The following is a 23,131-nucleotide window of genomic DNA, read 5'->3' as shown; positions in this document are numbered from 1 at the left end:
CGAATAGGTCTGATGGCCCATTCTTGGGGGGTTCAATCGCCCCCGGAAGGCGCGAGTTCCCGCCCTACGCGGCGCTCAATGCCAACTCCACCTGTGCGGTGTGAGCCTCCATGCTCTCGATTGTCGTCATGGCGTCCAGGGCGTCCTTGCCATTGACCCTAAGGCCTTCGACCTCTGGCCCCTTCACGCTTGACCAGTAGTCGCCCAGAACCGCAATGCGGGTGGCGGCTTGTGTCGGGGTCAGCCCTAGCGGGCTGCTTGCTCCGCTCTCCGCTGCGATGTACGGGTAGTCGGTCAGGTCTTCCGGGTATCCAGCCGCGATATAGGCCGTGGCCTGTTCGTACTTGATCCGGTAGCGGTTCTCCTGGCCCGCCCCGTTTGAGATGTATCGCAGGCAGGCCATGTTCGCGGCGGCGTCAATCCGCTGTCGGCACATCTCCCGGTACTGCACAGTCGTCAGCAGCGATACCCACTGACCGGCCGCGTAATCAAACCGGCTCGGCGCGTCTGGCTCGTCCGGCATCTCGATCAGCTCGTCACCGACGAAGTAGTGACGCGAGATGTCCAGCCCATCATCAACCGTCATCACGCGCATGCCGTGACCGTTGAATGCCGCCATCGGCCCCCGCACCTCGCACGCGATGCGCCCGCTTGCTTCAACGAGTACGGTTTTCATTTCTTCACCAAGTGAACAGACAGGCCGGCAGAATTAAACCTAACGAAAGTCCCTGAGTCTCCTTCACCCCATGCGAAATAGGCACTGAATGTCATGCTGTGAGCGTATGAAAATTCTGGCGGGTATGTATTTATCATTGTCGTAGTCAGAATGCATGGTGCAGCCATGTACCTGAATACAGACCCGGCATGTTTCGCACCAAACTCCCCCTCCGCAACGACCCAGCCTTCACCAGTTACAATCCATACGCGGATGAAAGCGCCGTCAGCACCAGCCGGGCCGGATGGTGTGCTTATGTTGACGTTAACTTCAAACGACACTTTGATACGCTGACCAGCGGCCCAATTAACCGTAACTGGCCCGCTTATTAAAAGCGCAGATAACGACGGGTTGTATGGGAGCCAGCCGGAACTTGCGCTGTTGTAGATTGATATCCCGTTGATTGCGCCATCCTGAACTTGCGGCGTACCAATCACATCTACAGCAACATTTCCTGGCTGAACAACCTCACCGTTCAGCACAAGGTCACTGCCCGTCCACGCCATGAACTTGCCTGTCGGGTCGCCGATGTGCATCTTGTACAGGCCTGAGTGATAGCCCATCCAGAAGCCGTTGCCGGTCAGATAGCCAGTGCTTCCACCGCGCAAGAACCCGGTTGAATCAATCGTCAGCCCGCCCGTTGTCGTTGAGAGGGCGGCGAGGCTTGGCGTGCTGATTTGTGCGGCTGTGAGTAGGCCAGCGATCTGCGCGGAATAGACCTTGATCGTGTTGGCAAGCACCGTTCCAAAGGTGCCGTCGTCTGCCAGGATGCGATTACCCGTCGCTCGGTCGAAGTGAAGCTGGTTGATTACCCCGTAAGGGATGAAGGCCGCCGTCATGTAGGTTCCCGCTGGGACCGACACGCCGTTGATTGTGGTCGGCGTCGTGTAATGCGAGAACAGCGCATTACCGGTACCGGATGCGCCCGGTGCGACCACATTGAACCGGTCGGCCACCACCGCAAATACAGATCCTGTCCCGGACTCGTTGCGCAGCCCAACGCCGGCCACCTGCCGATTGCCGCTCACATCGACCTGTACCTTCACCTCCCAGGTGGCGTTCAACGCAGTCTGCGTGGCATTGGCCGTGCTGGTCACGCTGACGATGGAGCTGTAGGTATCCCCGCCGACGTTGAGCCGTGCATTCACCGTCTGGACCGCAGAGCTGATTGCCGAGTCGGTGGCGCTCTTGCTGTAGGCGTAGGTCTGCACGTAGCCCTGCGCGCTGGATAACGTGGCTGCATCTGCGGCCTGATAGTTTGTCGTCAGGGATGACGCCGAGGCAGCAATGGCGCTATCCACCGTCGCCTTCGCGTAGCTGTAGCTCTGGACGTAGGCGACCGCGTTGTTGTAGATCGTCGTGTCGGCGCTTGCGAACTCTGCGCGCAACGTCGTTGCTTGGGCCGACAACGATCCGTCGATGGTGCTGCGCGAGTAGGTGAACCCCTGGGTGTAGCCCTGCGCACTGGATAGCGTGGCCGCATCTGCGGCGATCAGAGCCTGCACCTCTTGGTCGAGCTGGTGCAGGATCGAGCCCGGCACGCTGGCGTCCTCAAGCGGGGTGCGCAGATCGGTGGCCAGTTGATCAATCGTGATGGCATCTTCCAGCACATCCAGGATGTACGCCGGATTGACCGACGACTGCCCTGCCGTGCCTGCCAGCGCGTTGTAGTCACTCTTCCCGTCGTCGCGCGATACCACGCGAATCCAGAAGTAGTGCGGTAGCAGGTCTGCCACATGGAAGGCGTGGAACCCGCCCGGCTCCTGGCCAACCAGCAACGCGGTACCGATGTCGTCGGCTACCGAGTGCCAAACCTCGGAATGCGAATGGCCGCGCCCCACCGTGTAGGCGGGAACGTCCCATGTCACGTAGATCGCCCCGATGCTGCCAGAGGTCTGCACGTTGGTCGCCTTTGGCGGCGGCGTGGTGTCTGGCGTGTATCCGCCGGATCCAGGCAAGGAACCGCCTCCACCAGGCGTGACGATCAGTCCGCTTCCGCCTCGCACGAGCGAGAAGCCCGACTGCTCCAGCATGCGCTTGGTGACAACCGCATCACGCGGGTCTCCCGTCCGCCCCAGCATGACTTCCAGCGCCGCCTTCACGGCGGCACCGAATACTGGCGATGACGGCTGCGGGATGCCCGGGATAACGGTCTCAGCCACTGCGCATCTCCGTCATGCTGCTGGCCATGGCAATCTCGCGCACGGGCCCGGCCGAGCTCACTACCTCGATCGCTGCGTCATGCACGCGCTCAGCGCACGGGATGCGGAACGCGCCGCCGCTGGTGGCCGTGATGTCCGGGCCGTACTGCGTGCCGTTGAAGATCGCCCGGAACGTCACCGGGTAGCCGTCTGCCTCCACCTTGGCGCAGTTGAACAGTGCCGGCCGCGGCAAGGCCTGCCGCTTCGAGCGGAAGCGCAGGGTCATGTTCGCGCCGGCGCCGAACTCGTGCAGCACGCCACCGATCACCAGGTACATGGTGTCGTTCTTCGCATCCACGTAGCTGGCCGAGGCGTAGAGCGTCAGGTCCACGAAGGTCCGCGTCTGCGGATTGAACACAAAACCAGCCTGCTTCGCGCCGGTGTCGTAGAAGCCGAAGTAGTGCCCGTCGTGGTAGCAGGCGTGGATGCTCGACGGCTTGTAGGCCTCCCAGTCCTTCTTGAGCGCGAACACATCCTGGGTCAGCAGAGAGCCGCCGGCAGATGTGATCGCGCACAGTCCGTCCGGGCTCGGGTACATGATCCCGCCCGGAATCTTCTCGATGCCCTTGCGCGACACGCACGACTGCGGGAAGTCGATCTCGATGGGCGTGGCCGACCTTGGGTCGGTGGCCGGCGCCGCGTAGGGAAGGTTCGTGGTCAGCACGATCAGCGTCTGGTCGATCACCCCCAGGCCCACGCCAGGCCACTTGAGCGGGTACCGGTATTTGATCGGCCAGGCATGCGGGAAGCCAGGCTCAGAGAAACAGACGTTGAACCCGCTCAGGCCAGCCAGCCCGCCATTCGGCAAGGCCACCAGGCTATGCAGATCGGCCGGCGGCGGATCGTAGTAGCGCGAGGTCAGCTCGCGCGATCCGGTTTCCGTCGGCGCCGTGTCCGTCCATGTCGTCGTCGTGGCCGGCACCTCTGCCTGCAGGTAGAAGCCCGCAATGTCGGACTCAGGATCGTTCGCCGTCTTGTAGATGCGCTTGGCAGTGATGGAGTAGCCGGACGGCACCGCCGCGCTGATGTCGATCCCGACGGATTGACCCTCGGCCACGCTCTCCACCAGGAGGGGGCCCGAGATGCCGCCCTCCATGACGTAGCCATTCACCGTCGCCACGTAGGCATAGACGTAGGCCACCGTGATCGGCGTGCCGCTTCCGGTACCGGTCACCGTCCCGCCGGTTGGCGCCGACGCTGGGCGCGGCACCCCGAGCGGCAGGCTGTTGTTTGGCGCCGCGTTTCCGCCGCCGGCCAGGATCGTTGTGCTGTCACCCCACTTCGGCGCGCCGTCGCCGGTCCAGTAGGTGCGCTCCATCGTGTCGTCAGCCACCGGGGCCTTCACCACCGACACATCGCCTTGCCACTGCAGCCAGTAATTGACCTTGCTGTCCAGCAGGATGCCGAACCGGTAGATCGTGCCAAGCGTGCCGAAGGCGGCCTTGCCGAGTGTCACCCCGGCCACGGCCGCCGATCCCTTCCAGGGCCTGGCGTCGGCGCCGTCGAAGCGGCAGTTCTCCGCCACCCAGCCGGCTTGCGCAGGCAGTTCGAAGGGATTGACCGACGGCATCGCGCCGGCCAGAGGCTTGACGCTCAGTCGCATTTCTTGGCTTCCGCCAGTTGCTTGGCCAGGTCTTCGGCGTGGCCCTTCATTTGCTGATACCGGCCTTCCATCTCGGCCAGCCGGCCCGACAACTCGGCCACGGCATCCAACGCCGTGTTGCGCTGCACCTTCAGCGTGTTGATGTAGGCCTCGCCACCGGCGGTGCTGTGTTGATCAGTCTCTGCCATTGCTGTTCCTCCAGCATCTGTTCGCGGATCACCTGCGAGGTGCGGATGATCCAGAAGAATGGGTTGCCGTCGCGCTCGGCGTCGTACTCGGCGCGGCGCGAGACCGGCGGCCTCATCACCACGTCACCCCCACACGAATTCGCGCCTCGATACCGACCTGCTGATCGGCATGGCGCACTTGGTTGATGTCCGCGCCGATGCGCAGGCGCCCAAGATCACGTTCAACCCACACCCCGCTGGTGCGATCGGAAGGCGCCCAGCTCACCCCGGCCGCCCACCGTCTTGTCGGCTCGACTGCTGCGCCCTCAACCGGCACGTCCATCCCGCCCACTATCTCGCCGTCAGGACTTGATGCGATCACCCTCCGCCCGCCGTCCTGCTCGCGCACCAGCGACAAATCCACATGCACGGGCGGGCACTCAACCTCCCCGGCCGGTGTCTTCAGGCCAGGGCCCTGAACATCCACGCTCATCACGCGCTCGACCTTCACTCCCTTCGGAATCTTGTGCGCCGGCTTCGCCTTGGCCTCCGGGGCACGCTCAAGCACCTTCGATCCGTCGGCTTGCGTCACTTCTACGCGCGGCGTTTCCACCACGGGGGCGGGCTTCGTCCAGTGCTGGAAGGCGAGAAGGCACAAAGCCGCCAGAGCGGCGGCCACGGCGGCGGTGATGGCGTGCGATCTCATCGGCAGTACCTCCGGAACTCGCCTTCCTCGGCATTGCGTCGATTCGCCAGCCCTGGCCACTTCCGGCCGCCGGCCATCACCCAGCGGTCAAACTGGTCTGCCGCGCCGCGGCAATCACCGGCGTTCAGCTTGCGCATCATGGTTGAGGCGCACACGTTGGACGGGCCCACGTTCCACGCGAAGTCGGCCAGCATTTCCCACTGCCGCTGCGTGATCGCCACCTTCCTGCACCTGTCGATCACCGGCGCAACACGCGTGCGGATGAGATCTTCTTCCTTCGCTGCGCACTCGGCCTCGGTGTATGTCTTGCCGGGCACAACCCATCCGCTGGCCATGCGGTTCGTGATTCCTCGGCACACGGTCCAGAGCCCGGGCACAGCAGGATCCTCGTAGGGCACATAGCGCGTGCCCTCCCACTGCGCCATGAAGGCCAGCAGGAACACCGTGACCGCGCCGGTTGCGCCGGCTGCGACCTTGGCCGCTGGGCTAGTCATCGACGCCTTCCACTACCAGCCGGCCGGCCGCCAGCGCACGCTCTGCGCGCCGATCTGCCCGCACCTTGAAGAACAGGTTCGTCAGGTAGGTCAGCACCACACCGACAATGCCGACGAGCACTGCGACCAGATTCCATTCGCCAGGCGTCAGCCCCAGAAACAGAGATGTCGCACTCGCCGTGTATGAGGCCCCGGAAACGGTTGATTCTTTGATCACGGCTATCGCCCCCCGATAAGTTGAAGTTCAGATTCCAACGGAGCTTGGCTTCGCCCTTTGACGGCCGCGATCTGTGCGCGGCCAATGGCCAAGCGGAAGTCCTCCCCGTACCGCGCGGCGCTACCGATGTCGGTCCATGGCTTCTTGGGCTGGCGCATCATCCTGTGCAGGCAGCCGGCGGCTATGCTTGTCCCCCACGCACCAAGCAGTGAGTCAGGAACGTCTGCCGTGCTGCTGGAAGGCGCTACGCACACTTCGACATCCAGCTCCGATGTGCCGGCCGGAGCAGGAATCAGAATCAGCACATTGGATTGCGTCACCTGATAGACGGGGCGCGCGGTCGTAACCTGCCACCCTGGGATGTTGTCGGCCGTCATCGGGTCGATGCTCAAGCCATCCAGCTTGGCGCTCAGCACTTCGAGAATTCGCGTGCCGGTCTGTGCCGTCAGGGCATATGAATCTTGCTGAGGCGTCGTTGTGATGGTTGCCAGCCAGCGACGGTCAATCTTCGACTTGGTGAAGAACTCTTCGGCGGCGCGAAACAGCTCATGCTGCACTTGCGCAACCACAGCTCCTTGCAGCATTGGCATGACATCGTTGAACAAGGTGGTGAGCTGAGCCATGTCACGCCCCCGTGAGTGCCGTGCGGAACAGCGTGAGGAATGGCGCGGCCATGCCGTCGGCCACATCCTCGTCGTCCCGCAGGTGAGCTCTGGCCACCACGTAGTCAGCCAGAGCCCGGTCGTATTGAGGCGGGAGCAGCACATCGGCGCTCAGCGCCAAGGTAGCCGGCGCAGTCCATGTGCTGGTCCCGAAGAACAGATGCGGCGAGACGGTGAAGGCGAACTGCACGCCGGCCAGTACGTGCTTTGCCAGCACCGCATCCGGCCACGTCACCTTGTTCGGGTCGTACAGGTCTTCCCGGGCAAGATCGCAGATCGCCTGCACCGTGCTCATTGCGGGTCACCTTCCTTGGTCGATTTGGCGGCCCACACCTTGCGCACTTCCTCGCGGATGCGCGCGTCATCCCAGGTGTGATGCACACGCACGACGCCCTGCTCCTTGGCGAAGGTCTTCAGGGCGTCGCCTTCCAAGGTGTCGATGTAGCTCACGACCGTCTCGGAAGGCGGAACGCCCTTGGCGGATGGATCGGACAGCACGCGCTCGATCTCGGCACGCTTGCCGTCCAGGTCCAGGCCTTCCGGCAGAACGACGCCCTGCTCCTTGGCGAAGGCATCCAGTTCCGGTTCCTGCATCTCGGCGAGCAGCTCCGACAGCATCGGGACGTCATCGGGGCTGGTATTGGGATCCTTGTCGTCCTCGGCCGGGCGCACAACCGGCACCAGGCGCAGCTCTGCAGCGCCGGAGATGACCGCGGCGTATTCCTCTGCCGACATCGGGAACGGGACGGCGTAGCGCTGCACTGCCGGGTCTGCCGTGATGGTCTGGGCCTGAATCGTGTGCATGGCCTGCATGCGCAGCGTCTCGATGCTGTCCGTCGGGCTCAGCACCGAGTTGTAGTGCAGGCGCATGAAGTTGATGATCTGTTCCTTGCTGGCCGTGCCGAACGACATCATCGCGACAGGCTTGGGCTGCTCCATGCTCGGCACGGACAGGTACAGGGTTGCGTCCGGATCGACTGGCGACTCTTCGAAGCAGTCCGGGTGCTTTCGCAGGAACACAGCAGCAAGCGGCGCGGTGAAGTTCAGCACATCACCGGGGTTTGCCCACTCAGCTCCACTACGAAGCACAGAATCACGGAACGGCGACTTCTTGCCGATGTAGCGCACGCCGATGATTGGGATCATGTTCTCTCCTTGGCGAGAGGGCCGAAGCCCTCCCGCGCTTCGCGCCTTAGACCGGGGCGCCGTTGAAGTTGGCCGTGATGACCGCACCGATGTACTTGCCAGCGGCGAAGGCAGCGGCGCTCACGTTCTGCGCCACGACATACACCGGGTAGTCGAACTTGATCGGATGCGCCGCCGAAACGCCGCGGCCGATAGCGGCCACGTCACGAGCGGTGAACCAATAGTTGTCGACGGCCGTCGGCCCGAGTGCGGCATTCACCGGGATGAAGCCGAAGTCAGCCGTCACACCGGCGCCTCCCGCCTCGTGGATCGCTTCAAACGCGAGCACTTCGGTACCGGCGGGCAAGATGCCCAGGTAGAAGTACTCGGTCTGCGCGACGCCACCGGACGCGGGTTGGGTTACCTTGCGGCTGAAAACGGTGCTCATGCCGTAGGCCCCGGAAGGGTTGCTTTGCGCCAGCAGATCCGGCGCTTTCACGTTTGCCATGATGAAATCTCCTGTTTGAGCGGCCGGCCTACTGCACCGGCCTTGCTCGGTTAGTAGGCCTTGGCGATCACGTCCAGGGTGATCACACCGAAGTCCGTCGGGACATCCACGCCAGTTTCGTCGGGCAGATCGAAGCGAACCTTCGACACGCCGCCGATGCTGCGCACAGCGAACTCGGGGATCGTGTCGTGGTTCAGCATCTTTTTGCTGAGACGGAACGGGCTGCCGGTGCTGAAGTCCTTGCCGTAGGCAACCGTCGCCGCATGCGCGCCCAGCAGCAGGCAGCGATACAGGCGGTAGCCGGCCGGGATGCCCGACAGCGTGGTGCTGCGGATGGTGCCGTTGGCCTGGGTGGTTTTGAGCACGTCGCCGTTGCCGAAGCTCACGTAGCGGTTCAGCTTCTTGATGGCGATGTTGTTCCACATGGCCGGGTCGCCGCGGAACAGCGGGTGCTTGTAGCCCATGCCCTCGGCACGCTGCAGCGCTTCGGCTTGCCAGTTGCGCAACTTGCCCTCGATGTTGACGTCGTTGTACGCCGGCATCGGCGCCAACAACGTCCACATGTCCTCGTCGTAGTCGCGCATCCCGGGGAGGACGATCGGCTTCGGCGCGCTGTAGGCACTGCCCAGCTTGCTGCGCAGCAGGTCGATGTGGCCGAGCTTCAGCGTGTTGGTCGAAGCCAGCGAACCGAGTTCGGTGATGCCGTCGGTGCCGAACGCGATGTCGTCGCCATTGACGACCGCATAGCGGTTCTCGGACGGCGGCAGGAGCGGATTGCTCAGGATGTCCTCGAAGCGCGCATGCGATTCGGTGGGGATCACCCAGGAAGGATCGTTCTCGCTACCGCGGGCACCGCACAGTTGCACCAGAGCGCGCTGGTCCAACAGGCGCAGCATCAGGTTCAGCGCGTTGCTGCGGGCCAGTTGATCCAGCTTCTGCGGCGTGCGCTGCTGGGTCATCTCGCCACCGGCGGAAACGGCGAAGGCAGCGCCGCGGATGCGGATCTTGCCTTGGCTGAACGCCATCGGCAGGCCCTTGCCTTCATAGACTTCGTTGTCGATGAAGGGGTAGCCGGTCAGCAGCTTCTGCACGTCGAAATACACCTCATCGCCAGCGGTGCGCGACAGGTCGGTGATTTCGACAACCGGCATGCCGGCAGTGGTTTCCAGTCGCTCCAGGTCACGTTGCGCCTGCGCCTGCGTCGGGGCAGGGCCCGTCAGCATCTCGCGGAAGAACGAGTCCTTCGACTTCTGGTACATCTGAAACAGGGCTTGGGACCGGATCGCGGTGCCCTTGAATTGCCCGTATTGAGCCGTGGTCATGATTGATCTCCGTTATTCGAAGAGGTCGAAAACCTGCTCAAGCTCTTCTTGTTTTGCCGACTGCATCCACACGGCGCGCTGGGATTCGGACATGCCGAGGATCCGTTCGCGGAGGGTTCCAGTCGGCGCAACTTCGCCACCGGGAAGGTCAGACAGCGTGACGATTCCGGGCTTTGCGGCAGGAGCTTGCGCAGGGACGGGTTTGCTTGCAGGCTTGGCCGTAGCGGCCGGCGCTGCATCGGTTGCTTGCGGCGATGCGACTTGCTTGAGTTCGATCTCGCCGTGAAGGGCCTCGTGTGCCGCAACCAGCGCTTCCACGCGCTTGTCGATCGGCTTCTGAGCCCATCCAGGGACGGCCTTGCAGTTGGCGGCATCCATCTGCATCACACCTTCCCAGGCTTGCTGGTCGGTCATGCGCAGGTGGTGCGCCTTCGGGTTGGCATCCACGATGGCCGTGATCTCGGCCGCCACGCGCGCACGGCGGTCTGCTTCCGCGCGCTGGGCGTCCTGCTTGACTGCATCCAGCTCGCTGGCATAGGCAACCAGGGCAGCCTGTTGGCTGCGCAAGGCCTTGGCCAGGGCGGGCAGTTCGGTTTCGATCTCGGCCAGTTGCTGCTCGGTGAGCATCTGCGCTTCAGGCACGGCAACCTTCTGCGTGCTGGGTTGCCCCTGCATGGCTTTCAGTTGTTCGGCCTGCTGGCGCGAGAGCTCTTCGAGTTGCGTGGCGCGTGCCCGGGCGTCCTCCAGCACCTTGAACGGCAGGATGTGCTTGCCGTCCTTGGCCAGGACGCCTTCCGGCGTTTCTTCGACCTTCGGCTGTTCGGCGACCGATGGCGCTGCGTCGGGTTGAGCTGCAGCGGCGGGCGCCTCGCTGCTTTCCGCTTGCGCGGTATCGCCCTGTTTCGGCTCTTCCTTCGGCTGCGCGCTCTCAACGACTTCAGGAGCGTTTCCGTCTTCGTCCAGGCCATCCGTGCTGGCCATGAGCGCTTCCAGTTCCGCTTCGTCCATCTGGTTGATCGGCTTCGCTTCCTTGCCTTGCTCTTGCGTTTGCATCGTCACACTCTCCACTCAGCGCATGCCGAGGCCCGTATCGCTGGGCTGCGAAGGAGTTAAGGGGGGTTGTTTGCCCGTATCGCTGGGCTGCGAATCTGCGACGACGACGGCATCCACGCGCTGGGCCAGGTCGATGCCCGCCTGCAGGGTCTGGTGCTCGTCGTCGTTGATGGCGCGCATGCGGTTGGTCTGCGCGTTCGGAATGTCTGCGGCGGTGACCTTCAGGCGGCGGGTCTCTGCGTCGGCCAACTTGACCTTGCCGACCTCCGCCTCCTTGATCTCCAGCTCGCGGTCCTTCTGGCCGAGCTCGCGCTCGCGCCACTCGATCTGCTTGTCCTGCAGTGCCTGTTGCACGGCCTGCTGCACCAGCGCCTGCAGTTGCTCCGGCGTCTTCGGAAGCTGTGCTTGATCGTCCTCGGTATGAATGTTCAGCGCGGCCTGCAGGCGCTCCACGATGGCGTCGCGGAATGGCGAGTCGGTCAGGCTGACGTAGAAGTCGATCAGCAAGCCCTGCAGGTTCGGCGGCAGCGACTGCATGATTTGCGTCATCTGCGCGAGCTGTTGCTGGCGGAAGCTCGCCGTGCTGGCAACCTCTGACAACTCGACCTTCAGGCGAGCGGACTGCACGGCGTTGTTCAGCCCCTTCATGCCGTCCCCGAGGTCGATCAGCTCGTTCAGCACGATGGTCTTCGGCTTCTTGCCTGGCACGTCGATCGTGACTTCCTCACGCTCACGGCCCATGTCCTCGATCACCATGGACATCAGCAATTCGCCTACCTTCTGGCGGCCGAATCGGAAGTTGTCGTTGATGACGCCAAGGGATTGGTTGCTCTGCTCGACCAGCGACTGAATGGCAATGCCGGAATCGGCCTGCCCGTCCGCTCGGCCTTCGAAGCTGGCATAAACGCCGGCCACGTTCTTGATCTGCCCGCGCTTGTCCGCGAGGATCTTGTAGTGCTCACTCGCCAGCGCGAAGTCGGTCTTCACGTCGAAGCGGGCTCCAGGCTGCTGCATTGCCTGTGCATCCAGCACGATGACGCTATTCGCCTTGCCGACTTCACGGCGCACATGGTCCGCAGTCATCCCGCCGCCCAGCACGCCCTCGGTCATGACCGTTTGCTTGGCAGCAAGCAGGTACAGCACCTTGCTGTTGCGGGCGTTGATGTCGTCCTGCAGCGGGATCATTGGGCGGATCAGCCCGTATGGAACACCTGTCAGGTCTTCGCGGAACCCCCAGAACGGCACATACGGAAAATCGTTGTGCTTGAACGGCGAATCCATGTCGAAGAGCTTGTAAGGCCCTGCCCACCAGCTCACGCGCAAGCGCGGGAACACACCTTCGATCACCTGGGCCCTGCCAGACTGAGCCAGGGACAGGTGCAACTGGTTCTGCTTGTCGAACTCGAACACGCGGTCAGAACCGATGATCTTCAGCAGTGAGCCGCGCACCCAGCGCCGGTACCACACCTCGTAGATCATCACGCGCCGCTCGGCGGTCAGCAGCCAATCGTCATCCCATGCAAACGTCCTGTTGTCGGACGCCGTGCCGTGCATTGGCGACGAGTGGTCGTCCAGTAGCGTCAGCGCGTCCGGGCCGCCCGCCATGGCCTCAAACAGATCGCTTTTCTGCGGCATCGTGGCCGCCAGCATGTCGATGTTGTAGCGGCGCTTGCGGATCAGGTATCTGGCATCGCTCAGGTCCGGCTGCTTCGAATGCCAGTCCCAATAGATCTCGGAGCGATGGACATGCTCGACGCGATACGGCGTGGTCGAGAACGGGTTGCTGTTGCGCGAAACCTCAATCCAGCCGATGCCTACCTTCACCTGGGATGCGTATGCCGATGCCTGGGCGCGGTCTGCTCGCGTCTCCTTCTCGGCCTTATTCAGCTTGAAGTTCATCGCGTCAGCGACGTCTTGGTAGCGACGATCGCCAGCCGGAGCCACGCGCCAGTCCGTGCGCGTCTTCGCCTCCAGCCCGAGAACAGAATTGATCGTCGGCTTGATCAGGTTCTCAGGCACCCATGCGATGCCAAGAGAGTTCAGGTGATCAAGCAGCTCGGCGTTTGCTTGGTTGTCGTCGTAGTAGTCGCACTCGACGTTTGCGCGCAGACGCCACTCCGGCTGCAACTGGATCTCATGGATGAAGTCGTTCAGCTCGCGCAGCTCAAGGTCGAGACGTGGCGAGGCATCGCCATCCGGCGACTGCTCGTCGTCCAGCTCATCTACGGATGTGTCATCGTCCAGGTATCGCACGTCGCGTCATCGCTCGGAAGTGATGACGCATGGTTGCGTGCGCGCCGATTGGCGCTAAGGGGAGAGTTCTACGGCCGCACGTACCATCCGCCGGCCATCCACAATCCGGCGTTGGTGCCGGTGACCGGTGCCGGCGTCACGGTGATGGTCAGCGTACCCGTCGCGCTGCTGGTGCCGTCCGTGGCGGTGTAGGTGATTACCGGCACGGACCCCACGAACAGACTTGTCGGCGTGAAGGTGAAAGCGCCCGTGCTGCTGATCTGCAGCGTGCCGGTGCTGGGTAGGCTGGCGTTGGCCGAACCGCCTTGGGCGACCGCGTAGGTCGTCCCATTCACCACGAACTGCGAGACGCGCAGCGGGCCGTCCGTGTCGCTGTCGTTCGTCAGCACGTTGCCGGTGATCGCATTGCCTTGCACGCCGCTGGCGGTGTCCGGTGCCGTGACGGTCGGCGCCGTGCCGCCGGTCACGCCGGCCGCCCAGGTCACCACGCCCTCTTGAGGCGTGGCGTTGTCGATCTCCAGCAGCAGTTCTCCGTCCTGCTCGACCATGTAGCGCCAGGTGTAGGTTCCCGGCGTGCTGGCCGACATGCTGTAGCTGCCGTCCTCGGCCAGCGTCAGGGTCAGGCCCGGGCTGATGTAGGTCACCAGGATGCGCAACTCGGTACCGGCGTCGCCAGGCATCTCGACGTCGTTGATCAGCACCCCGCTCGCTTGCTCGGCGGGCACGCCGTAGCCCTCGTAGATGCTGAAGGGCCGCGTGTAGCTGGTGTCGAATGCCGAACTCACGATGCCACCACCTTGCGCGTCGTCATCCGGCCGGTACCCGGCGTTCCCTCGTAGAAGCGCAGCTCGTAGGTCGTGCCGGCCGTGATGTTGGTGCTGCTGATCGTCGCCCAGGCGCCGGAGCTGTTCGTCGTCCCGTTTGTGATCGAGTGCGCCAGCGCGCCGGTGGCCAGGTTGTAGGCACGCACCGTCAGCCCGGTCAGGTTCGCCGCGGGCAGGCCGTTCGTCTCCAGCTCCATGCCTGTTGCGCACACCAGCGATCCGCTGACGCCGGATGCAGCCACCGTCATCGTGAAGGCGTTGGATGTCGCCGTCTGGCTGGCCGTGTCGGTCACTCGTACTTGCAGGCCGGTGAAGCTGCCGCTCTGCGTCGGCGTGCCGGTGATCTGGCCGGTGGAAGTGTTGATGCTCACGCCGGCAGGCCAGGTGCCCAGCAGAGAGTAGGTCAGCGCGTCGGTGTCGCTGAAGTAGCTCGCCGTCGCCAGGCTGAAGGCCGTGCCCTGCGTTCCGCTCTGCGTCGGAATCGTGCCGGTGAAGCTCGGCGGGTTGTTCGTGACACTCGCCGTGTAGGTGATGTTGCTCGGGTTCGTCAGCGATCCGTTGTTGGTCACGCTGATCGTCTTGGCGCCCTCGCTCGCCGCCGTGTAGGTGAATGTCGCGGTCGGCGTGCCGCTGCTGATATTCACCGTCGTCGGGGTGAAGGTTCCGCCGCCACCGCCGTCTGACGGTGTTACCGTCACCGTGCCGGTGATGACGCCGTTCGCGCCCACAGTGAAGTTGCTCGATGCAGCGCCGACCGTGCCCGCGCTCGGGCCGGACAGCGTGATTGCGGTCGCGGCGGCCTGCGTCGTAAAGCTCGCCGAGGTCAGCACCGTTGAATCGTTGGTCGCCGCATCCTCCTGCTGGAAGTGCGCGTAGTACGTGGTACCCGACGTGAGCCCAGTAGCCGAGAAGGTCTTGGCGCCCGTGCTCGAAACAGCCACGTTTGCCGCGAATGCCGCTGCGGCCCCCGCGTTGTCCTGACCCGCCTGAATCTGCACTACGCTCGGCGCCGTCGCACTGGTCGTGACCACGCAGTACAGCGTCCCGTTGCCCTCGTTCGTCGTGCAGCCGACAGTCGCAGTCGTCGTGCCGATTGCCGATGTCGTGGCCGCACTCAGCGTCGGCGGCGTGGTGTCAGCAGGCGCGCTCAGCGTCTCGCTGAAATAGTCGTCAATCCCCGGCGCAGCACTGACGTATCTCTCCACGAAAAACCCGTCGCGCCCGGCTGAAGTAATCGACGAGTCAGTGGCCGAAACCACCTCCACATCATCGACATAGCCCTTGATGCTTGTTCCGATGCACTCCAGCCGCAGCGTGAAGTTGCCCGTGGCGTTGTACTCGGCCGTGTCCAAAGCGGTATTGACCCCATCCACCCACTTTTGCAGAGAGATGCGGTTCGAGCCTTCGTTGTAATAACGCAGCCAGTAGAACGTCAGCGCTGAAGTGCTGGCACGTGCGACTACGCCCGAGCCCTCCAACCCTTCAGACGGGACGAGCAACACCTCGACGGCATAATCGGCGGTACCGGGGTCGGTGGCGCCGATGTAATACGACCGGCCTGTCCCTCCGCCTGTTGCCACAACCCTATTCCCATACACGATAGCGTTTGGCCCACTTGAAGGAAGCGGGTGCCGCGTCATTCCGGAACTGGTCGCGGTGCTAATGCTCGAATCGTTAGCGACGTTGAAGTTGTAACTGCGGATCGTGGCCATTTATGCAACCCTCATGATTCGAATGTCTTTGTCGCCAGCGGCGCACGCGACAACCGCCTTGATGCGACTGTCGTAATCAATTGCGTAAATGCCGCCACCAACGTCGGAGTCTGCGTACCAGTTTCCGGCAGGCGACGCGATCAAGCTCACCGACGATCCGCTGACATTGAAATGCCTCAACCTGTACGTGCTTCCTGTCGTCTCGCGGTAGAAACCGAAGATGATCTGCTGACCTGTTTCTTGGATAACGACCATGGTGTGGCCGTCTGACGTACCGTCCCACAGGGACGGAGAAAGGTCGCCAGTGGCTGTGATCCACGTTTCCGTCGTTCTGTTGTCGAGATTGAGTTGGTACAGATAGGCGGTCTTGCCAGAAGCCGGGATTGAGAATCCGTAGATTTTCCGACCCGCGCGAGTGAATGCTGCGTTCCAGCTCTGGTCACCTAGCGGACCGATGTGGTTGTTGTCCGCCCGCCGAATCCATGCCCACGAGTTAGTCGCGCGGGTGTATTCCCATGTCTGGTTAGTCTCTGCCCCACCAGCACAGACGCTGTTACGCACTTCGTCATACCACGCGATGACTCCGTTACCCAGTAGTCCAGTTGGTTTGTCATAACTCCCGACTGGTGTGTTGAACGGCATGCGTGGGGTCCAAACGCCTGAGTCTAGATCAAGCTCCCACATGCGACCAATGCACGACCACAGTTTTCCGTTGCCAACAGCAAGGCCCTTGTATGTGTGGCGAGATGTCGGTGTCCTCTGGGCGGTGAAACCGTGGAACTCGTCGCGGCGCACATCCCCACTCGGGTTTGCGAACTCGTAATCGGCGGCTGGCGGGTAATCAGTGAATGTCGTGGTACCGACGACCGTGTATCGAGAATCGCAACCCGTCAGGTCGGTCGGCATCTTGTGCACAGCCCAAGCCATCTTGTCGAAGTCGAGGCGATACACACCGTTGTTTGACGAGTCTTGGTGCCCGCCGCCAAAAACGAATGCACGGGGGGCATCTGGATCAATTGCCATGCCGCTCCACGCCGACAGCACGGTTCTCCAGTCACTGTTGCCACGATCCGTCCAGTTCGGTAGCGCCGCCTTGACAACGGCATCCAGCGCATCAAGCCGTGTGCCTGAAACACGCACCCAGCGATTGAGTGGCACGAGCCCCCAGCTCGCGGCGGTAACGCGGCCATCACTGCCGCGCCCTGGTGTCCAGGTGTCAGTACCAGAATCGTAGCTACCAGGCACGTTGTCCTCGCTCCACAGCCCGGAGGGCGGAAGCGCAGAGACTGAGACGCTGAATGCGTTGCTGCGTGACGTGATCATGAGCGCACCCCCACTCCCCAGGTCGGGTCGTTGGCCAGCGAGTTACGGCATGTCGTGTAATTGCTGGCCGATGTGATGCGCGACCAGACGGCAGACGCGCCCGGCACGCCGCGATTCACGCACATCGCCATCGCGTTCATCGCGTACTCGAAATAGCTGGCACCCCAACTCGACGCTACCAGGTAAGTCGCAGCGTTCCGCTCGTCTGTCCAGCCGCTGTAGATGACGCCGTTGTCCAGATCGGTGCCGTTGGCACGCCCGAACCAGCGCTGGAACGACACGCCCCAATTCGCATCAAAGTTCGCCTGCTGCTGGTTCTGTGGGAAGGTTGAGCCACTGACGGTCGGAGAGTACGGCTGGCGCGTCCAGTGCCACCCATTCGGATTCGTCCCGTCCGACATGCGCTGCACCAAGCCAGCCCCGCACCAGTTCATGAGTGCGTTCCCGTCCGTGAGTTGCTGGCCGGTTAGCAGCTTGTGATCGAGCGCCCACGCGATGCAACCCACCACGTAATCGCTCATCCATGTCCGCTGACCGCCGGGGTCTCCCCAGCCAGCCTGATCGGGCTCGATGAACAAGCCCAGGCCGTTGGTGTGGTAACCGCGCATCCAGGTAAAGGACGCACCGAGCGCGTTGCGGTATGCGGCCTGCTCGCTGTCGTCATCCGGCGTGATACAGCCTGCACACGCCAGATTGCGGATTGCCCAGGCGGTGCCGCGTGTCTGCAGGTTGCGCACCACCAGGCCCGTCGCATTGCCCCGATAGGACACATTGCTGGTGTAGTGCAACCACTTGACGAAGAACTGCAGGCTCTCCAGGTGCCACCAGTCGCCTGTCAGGATGTAGGCCATGAATCCCGGCAACCAACCGTGAGAGATGTCCCAGTCGGTCCCGTACTGCCCCGAGTAGTAGGCCCGCCCGCCGTATGCAGAATTGCTGCCGGCCTGCAGCCCAATCCCTGTCGTCGGAGCGTCAGCGTAAGCAGAAACGCCGTGAGTCGTTGAGTTGCGGTAATGCACCGACCAAGCGCCGGCCGCAAACGAATTCACCAGCACACCCTTGTAGGCCCGCGCGTCGGCACTTACCACGTAGCAGACATCCCAGCGCGGCAGCCAGCCGATGGAGGGATGCGCCCCGCCTCCGCCCAGCGAGTTTCCCGGCAGGTTGTGCTGGGCATATGGCACGTAGGACTGAGCGAGCCCGTTCAAGATCGTCGAGCTGATCGACTGCGCTTGATAGGAAGGAACCGCCCCAGTGCGCTGCAGGTAGGTCGTGTTGTGCGCAAACGTTGGCACACGGCCGACTGCGGCCCCGCTTCTATGCCATCCGTGCGCGCCGTCGTGCAGCACGATGCGTGTGTGGTGCTTGATGTCCAGGTCGGACACCGAGTCATAGACCGGGTTGCTGTTGATCGTCAGCGAGACGCGGCCGATCTTGTTGATGGAGCCTGTGTAATCCAGCGTGCATCCATTCTCTATGCTGCACATCACGTCGATGGTGCCGCCGGCATAGAGCCGGACGTAGAACCAGGCAACGAGCTTTGAGTCGATTGCGGTGCGGTACTGCCACTCGCTGCAGACCGGGCCGCTCAAGAGCTGCTTGTACGGGCTGGACAGCGTCGGGCTTGCGGTGCCGAACCCGGCAACCGAGGCAACGATCTGCGGATTGGCTGCGATCAGGTCGGCCAACTGAATGGCCGTGCCGGACGAAGCTGAACCACGCGAAAGCTGCACCGTGCGCGCAGTCGTAGCGATCAGGTCGCAGCGCCCGGACAGGACGGCGAACTTGACTGAGCCATCCGGCCAGCGGTTGCGCACCACGGCTTGGAAGTCGGGCACGTCAGCCAGTACCGCATACCCGCTCGGTACGTCTCCCTCGCGGAAGAAGTGCCCGACCGTCCAGGGCGAATTGCTGGCGCTGCTCGTCGATGTCACCGCGAACTGCGTGACCGGCGCCGCCTCAAGCTCAGCGAACACGTCCATCGTGAGCCCGGTGACCGTCTGCCCGCCTCCCGTGCCGTCGTAGCTCAACTCGCCCGTCTCGGTGTCGAATGTCACGCCGGCCGGCAGCGCCCCGTTGATCGCGTAGCCGGTCGCCGCATACCCGCTCGGCACCGTCACGTACTGCGTCAGGTCGTGCGTGCCAGGCGTGCCGCCGGTGAATGTGATGTTCGGGATGGTGGCAATCAAGATCGGCGGCAGCACGGATCCTGCAACCGCAATGCTCAGCCCTGAGCTCGATACGGTGTCGTCTTGGATGCGCATCAGGCCAGCTCCACCGTCCAGGTGCTGCCTGTGTCTCCGACCACCTCATACGCAGCCGCGGCGCCGCTGGTAGGGTGCAGCACGTTCAGCGTGCAGGATGCCGTGCCGATCTTCACCGCAATGAAGTTACTGCCTGGCAGCAGTTGGATGTTGGCCTCTCCTGCACTCAGCAGGATCAGCGTGGCGCCCTCGGCGGCCTGGCCGGAGTAGCCGGAAGGCCGCACCTCGAAGAATGTGGCGCCTGCTCCTGAGAGTTCCGTGATTACCGTATGGCCAGAGACGAGCCGCCCTTGTTCATCAAGAGCAGCCGGCTCGACGCGGGCGAACACATCGACCCAGCGCCTCATATTCGGGATCATCTCGGGCGGGATGCACCGAACCTCGTCTGGCAACCACGGGTCGGCATAGCCAGGAACCTTGATCTGCTGTTCCTCGCCTGAGATGTTCTGATACCACTGTACGGTGTATTCGGGCATGGCGCGTCATCCGAATGGAATGACGCCATCCTGCTGCTGGGGTGTAGTGCTCGGAAGTCAGGAGTTCGTCAGAACAGGCCTGTCAGATTTGTCCCGCCGCCAGAAATTGACCTGTGTGGTACTGGCTGCTGGGTGTAACTCTTTGCCGGCTGCGCAATCGCATAGCGCAGGTCCATCATGGCGTAGCGGCTGGCGCTGATCCGGTCGTCGTTCAGCTTCACGATCTGGCCTTTATCGCGCCGGTAGATGCGGAACTCACCGAACCAACCCGTGCAGGTGCTGAATACCTTCCAGCGACCTGTCTGCATCCTGGTCAGCATCTCTTGGATGCCGGCCTCCACACTGGTCACGCTGACGCGCTCCTTGTTTCCTGGTGTCGGCAGGAACTGCGCATGCACCGGGCGCATATTCACGCCCTCGTTTCGGTACTGCTGGGCCAACTGTTCTCCGTTGGTCTGGTCCTTGACTTGGTAGCCGTCGTGCGGCCACGCCACCGGAATCCACTGCCCGCTTGCCTTGATCGCGCTGGCATGCACCGGGATGGTCGTGCGCGAGGCTGCGTACTCGCCGATCACATAGATGATGTCGTTGTCCGGGTCGTAGGCCAGCTCCATGCTGGCGGTCGGGTGATCCCAGCCGAAGTCCAGGCCCTTGATACGGCGGAAGTGCGCAGGGATTGGGAACGGATCGACCTTGATGCTGGCTTCGTCGATCGGGAACACCGCGCCGTCGCCAAGGCTCGGGATGCCGAATTTGCGCGCCTTGTGCTGGTGGATTGGAGTAGCGTCCAGCAGTTCCGATTTCGTCTGCTCGCTCAGGTGTGGCACGTCATCCCAGCCGACCATGATCATGCAGCGCGATGGCGCTACCTGCACGATTCCAGCCCGCGCAATCTCCGGCGTGCCCTCTGCTTCCAGCTCGGCCTGCAACTTGCCCATCATGTCGCCGGGCAAGAAGTGCATGACCGTCTCGGTGATGCCATCCAGCGGAGTGAAGGTGCCGATGACCATGCCGTCCGTCGTCGCGGTTCGCATGACCGACTCGGCCCAGATCTCCATGGGCGGCTCTTCGTCCAGCAGGATGCCGTCGCGCTCGGTGCCCTCGAACACCTTGCGGCCCTGTTCGTAGCTGCGCAGCACCAGAAGTGACCATCCTCCGCTGTCGTGCTTGACCTGCACGCTGTCGATCAGATCTGGTACGCCACTCTTCCAGGTGATGCGCCCGACGCGATCACCGCGTATCAGGCCTGTACCATCGACTGATCGTGTTCCGTCTGGAAGGTGGATGACCTTGCCAAACAGCTTGGCCTGCAGGATGTCGCGTGTCGCCTCGTTGGTCTTTCCGGCGCCAATCCAGTTTGTTGGGCGCCTCCATCTGCGCCCTGGCCACCATTCCGGATAGTCGCCCATGAGGTGGTGGGACATCTCGTAGCAGCCCATGCCTTCGGTTTTTCCTACGCGATTGGCGGCCATCACGCCGCGCTCGCGGTACTTCTGTCCAGCCTCGAAGAATGCGATGTGCTTGTGGTACTTGGCTCTTGCGTGCCACCGCACGCGGCCCTCTGCGTCTGTGGTGTCCTGTTCTGGGTAGTAGCTGTCGATCTTGTTGCGTCTCGCGCGCCAGGTGGCCAGCTTGATCAGGTTGGCAATGCGCGCAGCCGGCGGCAACTTGCGGAACTGATCGAGCGTGATGCTCATTGCAGCGTGCCCCCGCCCAGCAGCGCCATCACCTCGGGCGGGATGGATCCGCCCAGCTCACGCGCAGCTTTCAGCAGTTCCGCGTTGGCTTCCTCCGGCGTCATCTTCTCGATGCCTTCGAACTCGACGTGGGCGCGACGGACGAACATGCCAAGCTCTGTGCCGATGAGTTGCAGCGCCTGGTTGGCTGCAGGCAGGTTTGGCTTGTCTCCTGTGGTGGCGCGCAGGTAGTTCGCGGTCAACTGCTGGAGCACCCATGCCTTATCGACATTGAGCTCCGCGGCTGCCGCGGCCGTTGCGCGGGCCTTGGCCAGCACCTCAGCCTTGAGCGGGTCTTCTGCCGGTGGTGGTGGCGGGAGCGGTGGAACAGCGCGCTTCGTGTAGGGCGCACCAGGTCTCCCTTGCTTGACCTTCGGTGGCTTGGACTTCTTTTCCTGCTCGGCTGCGTAGATGCGGGAAAGCTCCGCCTCGATCTCGTCCGCCACCATAACCGTGTAGCGCTTGATCGCCTCTTGGTAGCGGTAATCCTTGAGCCAGGACGCCGGCTTTATCTGAGCCGTGTTTTCAGAGTACCCAGCAGCACGCGCAGCGTCCCTCTTCTTCCGCCCGTTCGTGGCGTAGTGAAAGCAGAAAAGCAGCGCTTGGTGGCTCAAGCCATCGACCATAACCGTAACCGAGACCGCAACCGAAGATGCGGTTATGTTTGACGGTTAGTGGTTGTGGGTTAAGGCAGCAGTTCGTGCCGCCTTGTCCTTTCGGGCAAATCCGCTCGGTGCGCCATGTGGGATAGTGTGGATATGGTCTGGATCGACAACTTGCGCTTGGTCGCAGCACTCGCGGTTGTAATGCTTCACGTTGCCACTGGCATGGTGGAAGGCTACGCCGTTGGCAGTGCGGATTGGTGGGTGGCGACGGTGTTTAACGTCGGTGCGCGCTGGTGCGTACCAGCCTTTGTGGTGATCTCCGGGGCGCTGCTGCTCAGCGGGCCAGAGCTTCCGGTCGTTGAGTTCTACCGGCGCCGGTTATCCCGTATTGCCGTCCCGCTTGTGGTCTGGTCGGTTGGATACCTAGCTTGGTCGCAGCTTGTGGCATCTGCGCGCGGGCGTCCGCTGGCTGGCCTGGGCGATCTTGCGGTATCCATGCTGGAGGGTCGGCCCTACTACCACCTCTGGTACCTCTACATGCTGGTGGGGCTCTACCTGGCCACTCCCCTCATTCGGCGCGCGGTCTCTCGCGTACCGGTCGGCTGGCTGCCTGCTGTCGTGGTTGCAGGGCTGGTGCTGGCCGCCCTGGAGAGCGCGATTGAACCCGCTGCCCCATGGCGCGAATACTGGCTGCTGTGGTGGGTGATGTACCTCCCGTACTTCCTGCTCGGGCATGCGCTTGTCGTTTGCCGGCCGAGCTTCCGGGTTTGGCCGGTCGCCGTGGCTGCTGTCGGGTCGGTGGCGTTCGGGGCAGGCGCGCTCTTCTGGGCGCTGTCCGGTTGGCATTCTGGCCTCGCCAAGTACCTGCTCGGGTACATGAGCATCGGCGTGATGCTGCTTTCCGTTGCCGTCGTGCTGCTGGTTCGCGTATCCACCCGGCCCATCGTCAGCGGCCGGGCAGGAGCATCTATCGTCGCCGCGACCTTCGGGGTGTATCTCATCCACCCAGCCATCCTCGATGTGTGGCAGCTCACGAGGTTTTGGCCGGGTGATTGGCCGGCGTGGGCCATGATCCCTGCAGTGTGGGTTGTGGTGTTTGCTTCTGCAGTGGTCGCTGTGCTCGGAATCAGGGCGATCCCGCTGGCGAGAAGGATTGTGTGACTGG

General features: G+C 63.1%; 23 protein-coding genes. 1 reads left to right on the top strand and 22 read right to left on the bottom strand.

What is annotated here, in order from left to right:
• Positions 1-64: 64 nt before the first annotated feature.
• The 22 genes from NMB43_RS09990 to NMB43_RS09885 form a co-directional block, all read right to left on the bottom strand.
• Entirely contained in the window at positions 65-676 is a 612-nt protein-coding gene (locus NMB43_RS09990; protein ID WP_494352010.1) for a hypothetical protein, read from the bottom strand.
• Positions 673-2,877 (bottom strand): phage tail tip fiber protein, encoded by a 2,205-nt coding sequence (locus NMB43_RS09985; protein WP_494352009.1) that lies wholly within the window; start codon positions 2,875-2,877, stop codon positions 673-675. Before NMB43_RS09985 ends, NMB43_RS09990 begins: the two co-directional genes overlap by 4 nt.
• Entirely contained in the window at positions 2,870-4,519 is a 1,650-nt protein-coding gene (locus NMB43_RS09980) for a hypothetical protein (RefSeq protein ID WP_494352008.1), read from the bottom strand. Before NMB43_RS09980 ends, NMB43_RS09985 begins: the two co-directional genes overlap by 8 nt.
• A complete protein-coding gene (locus NMB43_RS09975; protein ID WP_494352007.1) occupies positions 4,510-4,707 on the bottom strand; it encodes a hypothetical protein in 198 nt (65 codons plus the stop codon). Before NMB43_RS09975 ends, NMB43_RS09980 begins: the two co-directional genes overlap by 10 nt.
• Positions 4,650-4,823: a hypothetical protein gene (locus NMB43_RS09970; protein ID WP_494352006.1), complete on the bottom strand. Its 174-nt coding sequence runs from the start codon at positions 4,821-4,823 to the stop codon at positions 4,650-4,652. The genes NMB43_RS09975 and NMB43_RS09970 overlap by 58 nt, the downstream gene beginning before the upstream one ends.
• On the bottom strand, positions 4,823-5,392 hold the full coding sequence (locus NMB43_RS09965) for a hypothetical protein (RefSeq protein ID WP_494352005.1): 570 nt from the start codon (positions 5,390-5,392) through the stop codon (positions 4,823-4,825). Before NMB43_RS09965 ends, NMB43_RS09970 begins: the two co-directional genes overlap by 1 nt.
• Positions 5,389-5,886, bottom strand: coding sequence for a lysozyme (locus tag NMB43_RS09960; RefSeq protein WP_494352004.1), 498 nt, complete (start codon positions 5,884-5,886; stop codon positions 5,389-5,391). The genes NMB43_RS09965 and NMB43_RS09960 overlap by 4 nt, the downstream gene beginning before the upstream one ends.
• Positions 5,879-6,103 (bottom strand): phage holin, encoded by a 225-nt coding sequence (locus NMB43_RS09955; protein WP_494352003.1) that lies wholly within the window; start codon positions 6,101-6,103, stop codon positions 5,879-5,881. Before NMB43_RS09955 ends, NMB43_RS09960 begins: the two co-directional genes overlap by 8 nt.
• A gap of 2 nt (positions 6,104-6,105) precedes the next feature.
• Positions 6,106-6,726 carry a phage adaptor protein gene (locus tag NMB43_RS09950; protein WP_494352002.1) on the bottom strand — a complete coding sequence of 207 codons (621 nt, stop codon included), beginning with the start codon at positions 6,724-6,726 and terminating at the stop codon, positions 6,106-6,108.
• A 1-nt stretch (position 6,727) separates the two neighbouring features.
• Positions 6,728-7,060 carry a hypothetical protein gene (locus tag NMB43_RS09945; RefSeq protein ID WP_494352001.1) on the bottom strand — a complete coding sequence of 111 codons (333 nt, stop codon included), beginning with the start codon at positions 7,058-7,060 and terminating at the stop codon, positions 6,728-6,730.
• Entirely contained in the window at positions 7,057-7,911 is an 855-nt protein-coding gene (locus NMB43_RS09940; protein WP_494352000.1) for a hypothetical protein, read from the bottom strand. The genes NMB43_RS09945 and NMB43_RS09940 overlap by 4 nt, the downstream gene beginning before the upstream one ends.
• Positions 7,912-7,957: 46 nt before the next feature.
• Positions 7,958-8,398: a hypothetical protein gene (locus tag NMB43_RS09935; RefSeq protein ID WP_494351999.1), complete on the bottom strand. Its 441-nt coding sequence runs from the start codon at positions 8,396-8,398 to the stop codon at positions 7,958-7,960.
• 50 nt (positions 8,399-8,448) lie between these two features.
• The gene (locus tag NMB43_RS09930) at positions 8,449-9,720 is read right to left on the bottom strand and encodes a phage capsid family protein (RefSeq protein WP_494351998.1); all 1,272 of its coding nucleotides are present in this window, start codon (positions 9,718-9,720) and stop codon (positions 8,449-8,451) included.
• A 12-nt stretch (positions 9,721-9,732) separates the two neighbouring features.
• Positions 9,733-10,788 (bottom strand): hypothetical protein, encoded by a 1,056-nt coding sequence (locus NMB43_RS09925; RefSeq protein WP_494351997.1) that lies wholly within the window; start codon positions 10,786-10,788, stop codon positions 9,733-9,735.
• Positions 10,789-13,026 (bottom strand): portal protein, encoded by a 2,238-nt coding sequence (locus NMB43_RS09920; RefSeq protein WP_494351996.1) that lies wholly within the window; start codon positions 13,024-13,026, stop codon positions 10,789-10,791.
• Between the two features lie 68 nt (positions 13,027-13,094).
• Complete coding sequence (locus NMB43_RS09915; protein WP_494351995.1) at positions 13,095-13,811, bottom strand: cadherin-like domain-containing protein; 717 nt, start codon at positions 13,809-13,811, stop codon at positions 13,095-13,097.
• Positions 13,808-15,562 (bottom strand): putative Ig domain-containing protein, encoded by a 1,755-nt coding sequence (locus NMB43_RS09910; protein WP_494351994.1) that lies wholly within the window; start codon positions 15,560-15,562, stop codon positions 13,808-13,810. Before NMB43_RS09910 ends, NMB43_RS09915 begins: the two co-directional genes overlap by 4 nt.
• A complete protein-coding gene (locus NMB43_RS09905) occupies positions 15,563-16,885 on the bottom strand; it encodes a hypothetical protein (protein ID WP_494351993.1) in 1,323 nt (440 codons plus the stop codon).
• The gene (locus NMB43_RS09900) at positions 16,882-19,149 is read right to left on the bottom strand and encodes an Ig domain-containing protein (RefSeq protein ID WP_494351992.1); all 2,268 of its coding nucleotides are present in this window, start codon (positions 19,147-19,149) and stop codon (positions 16,882-16,884) included. Before NMB43_RS09900 ends, NMB43_RS09905 begins: the two co-directional genes overlap by 4 nt.
• Positions 19,149-19,625, bottom strand: coding sequence for a hypothetical protein (locus NMB43_RS09895; RefSeq protein WP_494351991.1), 477 nt, complete (start codon positions 19,623-19,625; stop codon positions 19,149-19,151). The genes NMB43_RS09900 and NMB43_RS09895 overlap by 1 nt, the downstream gene beginning before the upstream one ends.
• 68 nt (positions 19,626-19,693) lie before the next feature.
• Positions 19,694-21,322, bottom strand: a complete 1,629-nt coding sequence (locus tag NMB43_RS09890) for a phage terminase large subunit family protein (RefSeq protein WP_494351990.1) — start codon at positions 21,320-21,322, stop codon at positions 19,694-19,696.
• Positions 21,319-21,987, bottom strand: a complete 669-nt coding sequence (locus NMB43_RS09885) for a hypothetical protein (RefSeq protein WP_494351989.1) — start codon at positions 21,985-21,987, stop codon at positions 21,319-21,321. Before NMB43_RS09885 ends, NMB43_RS09890 begins: the two co-directional genes overlap by 4 nt.
• Positions 21,988-22,119: 132 nt before the next feature.
• Between NMB43_RS09885 and NMB43_RS09880 the strand changes: the two genes are divergently transcribed.
• Positions 22,120-23,127, top strand: coding sequence for an acyltransferase (locus tag NMB43_RS09880; RefSeq protein WP_494351988.1), 1,008 nt, complete (start codon positions 22,120-22,122; stop codon positions 23,125-23,127).
• The last annotated feature ends 4 nt before the right edge of the window (positions 23,128-23,131 follow it).

Source organism: Uliginosibacterium sangjuense (assembly GCF_059132465.1).
The sequence above is the reverse complement of the archived record's forward strand: the minus strand, read 5'-3'. Positions and strand labels throughout refer to the sequence as shown.